The organism is Priestia sp. P5_B4 (assembly GCF_056400385.1).
Genome location: NZ_JBFULJ010001273.1, coordinates 1 through 814, shown reverse-complemented (window position 1 = coordinate 814; position 814 = coordinate 1). Strand labels below are relative to the sequence as shown.

1 protein-coding gene is annotated in these 814 nt (G+C 35.3%); it reads left to right on the top strand.

What is annotated here, in order from left to right:
* Positions 1-429: 429 nt before the first annotated feature.
* A partial coding sequence (locus AC1DRF_RS30445; RefSeq protein ID WP_477742625.1) for a YitT family protein occupies positions 430-814 on the top strand: 385 nt, incomplete at its 3' end.

Sequence of the window (814 nt, the reverse complement as noted above, 5' to 3'; positions counted from 1 at the left end):
GAATGCTGATTAACGCAACAATATATAATACATCTGCTAAATTGGCTTGACTTTGACTAAACCATAAAAAAAGTACGGAACGATTTTTCACGACAATCCCTCTTTCTTTTTAGTATGACTGAAAAGAAAGAGAATCCTACACGTAATCAACCCCTTTTATATAGCGGCTTGCTTTTATCGACTTATTACAATCGTATGCTTTTTGCAGAACGAACCTTTTTTATATAGTAAAAATACAAACAGTTAAACAGTATCGTAAAAAATCAAGAAATTGTCGTGAAAACGAAGTTAGATTAACTATAGAATATCAGAGTTATAGAATCAATACTTTTTACATAATTTTCTTTTTCTTCTTCTTCACTTCTAAATAACCTAAGCTCGCCATATACATAGAGGGACGAGTACTCCTATTAAAATTTAACGTATAGGGTGAGGAATATTTTTTCGAGAGTGGTTTCGATTTGCTGTGGCAGCTTATTAATTGGACTAGGGCTAAACGGATTTATTGCTCCGTATCACTTACTAGACGGTGGACTTATAGGATTTGGACTTATCGTATATTATGTGYTTGGAACTCCTATCGGACTGTCCATTTTCTTTTTGAACGTACCTGTCTATTTATATGCTTTTTTTCGTCATCGTCAAAACTTTTTTTACGGAAGTATAGGTTTATTTGTTTCTTTTTTTATGACAGAATGGCTGTCTATTCTCGAAGGCACGCTAGAGCTTCCTTTGCTCTTTAGCTCATTGCTTGGAGGCGCACTCGTAGGAATGGGAATAGGACTGATGCTTCGCTACGGCATCAGTTCGGATG